Source organism: Hydrogenophaga sp. (assembly GCF_028698005.1).
In the GTDB taxonomy this organism is placed as follows: domain Bacteria; phylum Pseudomonadota; class Gammaproteobacteria; order Burkholderiales; family Burkholderiaceae_C; genus Hydrogenophaga.
In genome coordinates, this window is sequence record NZ_JAQVEJ010000164.1 from 1 (window position 1) to 6533 (window position 6533).

A 6533-nucleotide genomic window follows, 5' to 3' on the forward strand; every position below is an offset into this window, starting at 1 on the left:
AAAAAAAAACGCCACCCCGCCGGCGGGCGGGATGGCGTTCGCATGACCTTGTGCGTCATTGCCCAGACGAAACGTTGGGCAATTGCATGGCCTCAAGGCGCCGTCATCAACCGGCGCTGGTGCCCGTCACGGAATTGCGCAGCCGGATGTGCAGTTCGCGCAGCTGCTTTTCGTCCACCGGGCTCGGCGCCTGCGTCAGCAGATCCTGCGCGCGCTGGGTCTTGGGGAAGGCGATCACGTCGCGGATCGAGTCGGCGCCGGTCATCAGCGTGATCAGCCGGTCCAGACCAAACGCCAGGCCGCCGTGCGGCGGGGCGCCGTACTGCAGCGCGTCGAGCAGGTAGCCGAACTTGGCCCGCGCCTCCTCCTCGGAGATCTTGAGGGCCGAGAACACCTTGCTCTGCACGTCGGCGCGGTGGATACGCACCGAGCCGCCACCCAGTTCCCAGCCGTTGAGCACCATGTCGTAGGCCTTGGCCACACATTTGCCCGGCTCGGTGGCCATGAACTCCTCGTGACCGTCCTTCGGGCTCGTGAACGGGTGGTGCACGGCGACCCAGCGGTCCTCTTCGTCATCGTGCTCGAACATCGGGAAATCGACCACCCACAGCGGCGCCCAGCGGTCCTCAAACAGGCCATTCTTCTTGCCGAACTCGCTGTGGCCGATCTTCAGGCGCAGCGCACCGATGGCGTCGTTGACGACCTTGGCCTTGTCGGCGCCGAAGAAAATGAGGTCGCCATCCTGCGCGCCGGTGCGCTGGAGGATGTCGGCGATGGCTGCGTCGTGCAGGTTCTTCACGATGGGCGACTGCAGGCCATCACGGCCCTTGGCCACTTCGTTGACCTTGATCCAGGCCAGGCCCTTGGCACCATAGATCTTGACGAACTCGGTGTACTGGTCGATCTCGCCGCGGCTGATGGTGCTGCCACCCGGCACGCACAAGGCCACCACCCGGCCACCCGGCGTCGTCGCCGGGCCGGAGAAGACCTTGAAGTCCACATCCTTCATGACATCGGTCAGCTCGGTGAACTCGAGCTTGACCCGCAGGTCGGGCTTGTCGGAGCCGAAGCGGTGGGCCGCCTCGGCGTAGGTCATGGTGGGGAACGCGCCCAGCTCCACGTCGAGCTGGGTCCTGAAGACCTCGACAATCATGCGCTCGAAAATGGCGCGGATTTCCTCTTCGTTCAGGAACGAGGTTTCACAGTCGATCTGCGTGAACTCGGGCTGGCGGTCGGCACGCAGGTCCTCGTCGCGGAAGCACTTGGTGATCTGGTAGTAACGGTCGTAGCCGGCCACCATCAGCATCTGCTTGTACAGCTGGGGCGACTGCGGAAGCGCGAAAAACTGCCCGTCGTGCACGCGGCTGGGCACCAGATAGTCGCGCGCGCCCTCGGGCGTGCTCTTGCCCAGCATGGGAGTCTCGATGTCGATGAAACCCTCGGCATCGAGGAAGTTGCGCACCTGGATGGCCGTGCGGTAGCGCAGCATCAGGTTCTTCTGCATGTAGGGGCGGCGCAGATCCAGCACGCGGTGCGTCAGTCGCGTGGTTTCCGACAGGTTGTCGTCGTCCATCTGGAACGGCGGCGTCACCGAGGGATTGAGCACGGTCAGCTCGTGGCACAGCACCTCGATGCGGCCGCTGCGGAGACCCTCGTTGACTGTCCCTTCGGGGCGGGCCCGCACCAGGCCCCTGACCTGCACACAGTATTCGTTGCGGATCTCCTCGGCGACCTTGAACATCTCGGGGCGATCCGGGTCACACACCACCTGCACATAACCTTCACGGTCGCGCAGGTCGATGAAGATCACGCCACCATGGTCGCGGCGGCGGTTGACCCAGCCGCACAGCGTGACGGATTGGCCCATCAGGGCTTCGGTCACCAGACCGCAGTATTCGGAGCGCATGGAGGACATAGAACGGACTCGGAGGTATCGCTTCAGAGCTGAGTCGGCTGAGAAGCGGGGGGGAGGGAAGAAGGCGTGCCTTTGTGACCAGCCGGCACAATGACACCCATGGAGATCACATAGGTCAGGGCTTCGTCGACGCTCATGGCCAATTCGACGCATTCGCTGCGCCGCGCCATCACGAAGTACCCGCCCGTGGGGTTGGGTGTCGTGGGCACGAAGATGCTGATGAAATCCTGCGGATTGAGGTACCGGGCCACGTCGCCACCGGGCGCTCCGGTGACGAAACCGATGGTCCAGACACCCTCACGCGGCCATTGCAGCAGCACGGCCGTGCGAAAGGCATTGCCTTTTTCCGAAAACAAGGTGTCCGAAACCTGCTTGACACCGGAATAGATCGAACGCACCACCGGGATGCGGTGCAGCAGGGCATGCCACCAGTTGACCAGCTTGTAGCCGATGATGTTGGAGGCCAGCGCCCCGATCAGCAGCAGCACACCCAGCGCGAACAGCACACCCAGCCCGGGGATGTGCATGCCGGCCCAGCGCTCGGGCTGCCACGCCTCGGGCAGGATCTGCAGGGTCTGGTCCAGGGTGGAGACGACCCAGTCCAGCACCCACAGGGTGATGATCAGGGGCACCAGCACCAGCAGGCCCGACAGCAGCCACTTGCGCAAGGCGTTCATCACGGCCGGCGGCTCCGGTCAGTGGCAGGCGCAGGAGCCACCACACGGAGCGGCCGCAGACGTCGCACCGGCTCCGCCGCTGTCCGACGATGCGGTGTCGGTCGCCGCAGCGGACGCGGCCCCTGCCGAGGCGGATCCGGCCCCACCGGCACCACCTCCCCGGAAATCGGTTGCGTACCAGCCCGAACCCTTGAGCTGGAAACCGGCCGCCGTCAGCTGCTTGCGAAACGACGGGGCGCCGCAGGCCGGGCACTCGGTCAGCGGCGCGTCGGAGATTTTCTGCAGGACGTCCTTGGCATGGCCACAGGACTCGCACTTGTAGGCATAGATCGGCATGGCTTGACAGTGAACACGGGGGGCGCGGTGCCGGCCCGTCAGCCAGGGCCCGGGACCCGCCCCGAATATGAAAGAAAACCGGACATTATAGATGCGGGGGCTCCCGACCACAGCCAGGAACCCCGCCTCACCCCAGATACCGTTGCGCCACCAACCCGGCCACGATCAGCCCGAGCACAAAGCCGGCGCCACCATAAAGGATGCCGCGCAGCCGCTGGTTGGCGCGCACCTGCTCGGCGAGCAGGCGTTCGAGTTCGCGCCCGCCGCGACGGCCTTGCTGCTGTTGCTGCAGGGCCCCGGCCAGCAACCGGGGCAGCGCCGGCAGCACCTTGGCGTAGTGGGGTGCCTCGGCCTTGAGCTGCTGCCACAACCGCTGCGGCCCCATCTGGTCGGCCATCCACTGCTCCAGAAACGGTTTGGCCGTGCTCCACAGGTCCAGCTCCGGATCCAGCTCCCGCCCAAGGCCCTCGATGTTGAGCAGCGTCTTTTGCAGCAGCACCAGTTGCGGCTGGATTTCGACCTGGAAGCGCCGCGAGGTCTGAAACAGACGCATCAGCACCATGCCCAGCGAGATCTCCCTGAGCGGACGGTCGAAGTATGGCTCGCAGACGGCGCGGATCGCCGCCTCCAGTTCATCCACGCGTGTCTCGGGTGGCACCCAGCCGCTTTCGATGTGCAACTCGGCCACCCGCTTGTAGTCGCGCCGGAAGAAGGCCGTGAAGTTCTGCGCCAGGTATTCCTTGTCGTACTCGGTGAGGGTGCCAACGATGCCGAAGTCCAGGGAAATGTAACGCCCGAAGGTGGCCGGATCCGTGCTCACCTGGATGTTGCCGGGGTGCATGTCGGCATGGAAAAAGCCGTCACGGAACACCTGGGTGAAGAAGATCGTCACGCCATCGCGCGCCAGCTTCGGGATGTCCACGCCGAGACGGCGCAGTTCATCGATCCGGCTGATGGGCACACCGTGCATGCGCTCCATGACCATGACATCGGTACGGCACCAGTCCCAGATCATCTCGGGAATGAGCACCAGGTCGAGCCCGGCCATGTTGCGCCGCAGCTGGGCCGCATTCGAGGCCTCGCGCAACAGATCCAGCTCGTCGTGCAGGTACTTGTCGAACTCGGCCACCACCTCGCGCGGTTTCAGGCGCTTGCCGTCGGCCGAGAGTTTCTCGACCCAGCCGGCCATCATGCGCATCAGACTCAGGTCTTTTTCGATGGCCGGCAGCATGTTCGGGCGCAGCACCTTGACCGCCACCTCCCGCCCGGCATGGCGCGGGTCCCTCAGGCGGGCGAAATGCACCTGCGCGATCGATGCGCTGGCCACCGGCACGCGTTCGAAATGCTCGAACACCTCGTCCAGCGGCCGGCCGTAGGCGCGCTCGATGGTGGCCACGGCGACCTCGCTCGGGAACGCTGGCACGCGATCCTGCAGACACGCCAATTCATCGGCGATGTCCGGCGGCATCAGATCACGCCGGGTGGACAGCACCTGGCCGAACTTGACGAAAATCGGCCCCAGCCGCTCCAGCGCCTCGCGCAAGCGCTGCCCGCGCGGCGCATCCAGCCTGCGCCCCAGGGAGACGACACGCGACAGCAACCGGATACCCGGGTGCTGGAAGCTGGACAGCACCAACTCGTCCAGGCCATGGCGCAACGCCACCCAGACAATGAAGGCACCCCGGAAAAAACGCCTCATGACACGTGTCCGCCGCGCTCGCTGTCCGCCGGCGTGGCGGCCCGGGGGTGGGCACCGCCACCACCCGGCAGGCGCCCGACAAAGGCCCTGAGCCCCTGCGCGGCCGCCGTGGCAGCCCGCACGAGGGTATGCGCCGCGGCATCGCCGACGAAGCGCGAGAGATCCTCCTCGACGTCCCAGCGGACATTGTCGACCAGCCAGGCCAGTTCGCTTGCCAGCTGCACATCGCCCTGGATGTCGACCGCGGGCCTGTCGCCCGAGAGCACCGCCTGCGCCAGGGCCAGCGGCGACGACTGTGTGAGCGTGACCACCAGATCGGCCTTCGCTTGCGGTCCCGGCCGCTCGACCAGACCCGCCGGCGTCGCGGCCAGCGTCAGGTGAAAGCCGGCCCATTGCAGCCGCACCGGCTTGCCGCACTGGCGCCTGAGCCGCTCCCGGGCCTGCGGCTCCGGCATCAACACATGGTTGAGGAACAACACCACCCGGTTCTGCACCTCATCGACCACCCAGTCGGGCGGCGACATGGCCGACAGCAGCCCTTGCAGGCCGCCGCCGGGCAGGGACGAGGAAGAGCCGAAAGGAGAGAAGGGACGCTTTGCTTGCATGATCCCCCGATTCTGACGGATAAATACCGCAGCATCCCGCACCAGCGGTGGCGCATGAGGGACACGGTCCCGCCGCCGGGCCGCCCCGAGGCGGGGTCAGCCCTCCTATTTACTGCAGGGCCTGCACCCCCGCCACCAGCCAGGCGCCCTCGCCCGACTTCGGCCGGGTGATGTTCCACACCTCCCGGAAGGGACTGGGCCCGGCAGCGGCATGCTCGCGCGACATGCCGGAAAACTCCACGCTCGCCACGTAGGCGTCACCCTGATCCTCGACACCCAGCAACTGGGCGTCGAGCATCAGCACATCGGTCTGGGAGCTGGCCCCCGGGCTGACCCGCTCGCGCTCCTCCAGCTCCGACTGGAGCTGCTGCAGCATGGTGTCGGTCATCATGGCGCGCAGGCTGGCGACATCGCCGCGATCCCAGGCCTGCTGCAGCCCCAGGAAGTTGGCCTTGGACGCCTGGAGAAAGGCCTCGGCATCGAAGCCGGCCGGCCACGGATCAGGGCTGGCCAGCGTGCCCGCCTCGGCCGGCGCCACTTCCCAGGGGCGGGCCGAGGCGTCATTGCCCACGTTCTTCGGGCTGTAGTCCCGCGGTATGCGCGAGTCCACGCGCAGGGGATCGACCAGTGCCTGATCGTACACGCCACGCTCGGGCGTGCGCCGGGTGCGCCACAGGAGTCGCAACGCCAAGCCGGCCACGACCACCAGCACCCCCCACCACCACCATCCTTCCCGCATCACCCGTCTCCCTCGTTGTTGATATCCCGGCCGTCACGCCCGCCGCGTCAGCATTTGATCCCCAGGTGCAGCGCAACCACCCCGGCACTGAGATTGTGCACATCCACGTGGCCGAAGCCAGCAGCCTTCATCATCTGGCGAAGCTCTTCCTGCCCCGGGTGCATGCGGATCGATTCGGCCAGATAGCGGTAGCTGTCCTCGTCCTTGGCCACCACCCGGCCCAGCACGGGCAGCACCTTGAACGAATACCAGTCATACGCCTTCTCCAGCGGCTTGGCGACCCGGGAAAACTCCAGCACCAGCAGCTTCCCCCCAGGCTTGAGCACACGGCGCATCTCGGCCAGTGCCGCGTCCTTGTGGGTCATGTTGCGCAAACCAAACGCCACCGACACGATGTCGAAATGGTCGTCGGGGAACGGCAGTTTCTCGGCGTCACACACCAGCGTGGGCAGCACCAGGCCATGGTCGAGCAGGCGGTTGCGCCCCTCGCGCAGCATGGCTTCGTTGATGTCGGTGTGCACCACCGTGCCACCGGGCCCGACGCGACGGGCGAACGCCATCG

6 protein-coding genes and 1 pseudogene are annotated in these 6533 nt (G+C 66.4%); all 7 read right to left on the bottom strand.

Annotated elements, in window-relative coordinates:
* Positions 1–106 precede the first annotated feature (106 nt).
* Positions 107–1915 (bottom strand): aspartate--tRNA ligase, encoded by a 1809-nt coding sequence (gene aspS, locus PHQ87_RS13495; protein ID WP_300235327.1) that lies wholly within the window; start codon positions 1913–1915, stop codon positions 107–109.
* 23 nt (positions 1916–1938) lie between these two features.
* Positions 1939–2592: a DUF502 domain-containing protein gene (locus PHQ87_RS13500; protein ID WP_300235330.1), complete on the bottom strand. Its 654-nt coding sequence runs from the start codon at positions 2590–2592 to the stop codon at positions 1939–1941.
* Positions 2593–2610: 18 nt separating this feature from the next.
* Positions 2611–2928, bottom strand: coding sequence for an FmdB family zinc ribbon protein (locus PHQ87_RS13505; protein WP_300235332.1), 318 nt, complete (start codon positions 2926–2928; stop codon positions 2611–2613).
* A gap of 127 nt (positions 2929–3055) precedes the next feature.
* Positions 3056–4627, bottom strand: coding sequence for a ubiquinone biosynthesis regulatory protein kinase UbiB (gene ubiB, locus PHQ87_RS13510; protein ID WP_300235335.1), 1572 nt, complete (start codon positions 4625–4627; stop codon positions 3056–3058).
* Entirely contained in the window at positions 4624–5232 is a 609-nt protein-coding gene (locus PHQ87_RS13515) for a hypothetical protein (RefSeq protein ID WP_300235339.1), read from the bottom strand. Before PHQ87_RS13515 ends, ubiB begins: the two co-directional genes overlap by 4 nt.
* Positions 5233–5341: 109 nt before the next feature.
* Positions 5342–5839 (bottom strand): annotated as a pseudogene (locus PHQ87_RS13520) (Tim44-like domain-containing protein); the annotation flags it as partial.
* A gap of 179 nt (positions 5840–6018) precedes the next feature.
* The coding region (locus PHQ87_RS13525; RefSeq protein WP_300235342.1) for a ubiquinone/menaquinone biosynthesis methyltransferase at positions 6019–6533 on the bottom strand (515 nt) is incomplete at its 5' end.

Coding starts and splice junctions, on each gene's coding strand:
- aspS (WP_300235327.1), bottom strand. CDS start 1,915: ATGTCCTCCATGCGCTCCGAATACTGCGGTCTGGTGACCGAAGCCCTG.
- PHQ87_RS13500 (WP_300235330.1), bottom strand. CDS start 2,592: ATGAACGCCTTGCGCAAGTGGCTGCTGTCGGGCCTGCTGGTGCTGGTG.
- PHQ87_RS13505 (WP_300235332.1), bottom strand. CDS start 2,928: ATGCCGATCTATGCCTACAAGTGCGAGTCCTGTGGCCATGCCAAGGAC.
- ubiB (WP_300235335.1), bottom strand. CDS start 4,627: ATGAGGCGTTTTTTCCGGGGTGCCTTCATTGTCTGGGTGGCGTTGCGC.
- PHQ87_RS13515 (WP_300235339.1), bottom strand. CDS start 5,232: ATGCAAGCAAAGCGTCCCTTCTCTCCTTTCGGCTCTTCCTCGTCCCTG.